A 1,276-nucleotide genomic window follows, 5' to 3' on the forward strand; every position below is an offset into this window, starting at 1 on the left:
TCGCAGCAGTTTTTAACTTTGTTTTAATAAGTATTGGTTCTTCATGGGCTGTGCAAAGTAATAATTTGATTCAACTACCAAATATATTACAAGCACCAGAAGAGGTATTGGTTTTTCCTGACTTTAGCTATTTAGCAGAACCATTAATTTATACCGGAGCCATTACACTTGCGATCGTGGCATCTTTAGAAACATTACTAAATTTAGAAGCGGCCGATAAGCTTGATCCTCAAAAGCGTTCATCTCCACCTAATCGTGAGTTATGGGCGCAAGGAGCAGGTAATATTGTGTCGGGTTTAATTGGAGGAATGCCAGTGACCTCAGTGATTGTCCGTAGTTCTGTAAATGCCAATACAGGTGCACGTAGTAAATGCTCAACCATTATTCACGGTGTGTTGTTACTGCTTGCCATTCTATTTTTTGTCCCACTCATGAACATGATTCCTTTGTCTGCACTTGCAGCAATTTTGATCGTGACTGGTTTTAAACTGACTCATCCAAAGTTATTCAAGCAGCTTTACCAAAAAGGTTGGAGACAGTTTTTACCATTCATTATTACCTTGGTTGCAATCTTGCTGACAGATTTATTAACCGGAATCTTGGTGGGGCTATTTACCAGTAGTGCATTTATTTTATATGGCAACTTCAATAAAGGTGTTCGTGTTTATAAAGAAAAGCATTTACATGGAATCGTTCCGCACTCATTTCTGCCTTGGAACATGTTCATAAAGATCAACAGTTGATTATTGATGCCACTCAATGTGATTCGATTGATCCGGATATTTATCAAGTCATTCAAGACTATCAAAATGAGACGGCAGTTAAACGCCAAGTCGACCTTAAGCTTATTGGATTTAAGCAGCACTATGAGGAGGTAGATGATGCAGTACTGGATATCTACATTAGTACGAGAGATCTACAACGTAAACTAAGTCCACAGCAAGTCATTACTTTACTTAAAGAAGGAAATGAACGTTTCGTTAAGAATGAGCGCTTGCAACGTGATATTTATCGCCAAATTCGTGTTACCGCAGATGAAGGCCAGCATCCAATCGCTGCCGTTTTGGGATGTATGGACTCACGTGCTCCAACTGAAATGATTTTTGACGTGGGCATTGGTGATCTATTTAGTTTAAGGATTGCAGGTAATATTGCAGGTCAAAAGGTATTAGGCTCGCTTGAGTTTGCTTGTCAGGCCAAAGGCTCAAAAGTCATTTTAGTTTTAGGCCATACTGACTGTGGTGCAGTGACGAGTGCATGTCAGTTACGCTTACAG

At 39.7% G+C, this 1,276-nt stretch carries 1 pseudogene; it reads left to right on the forward strand.

Annotation, left to right across the window (positions count from 1 at the left end):
* Positions 1-1,276: pseudogene (locus tag VXQ92_RS18695) on the forward strand (bifunctional SulP family inorganic anion transporter/carbonic anhydrase); the annotation flags it as partial.

This window comes from Acinetobacter sp. 228 (assembly GCF_048147885.1).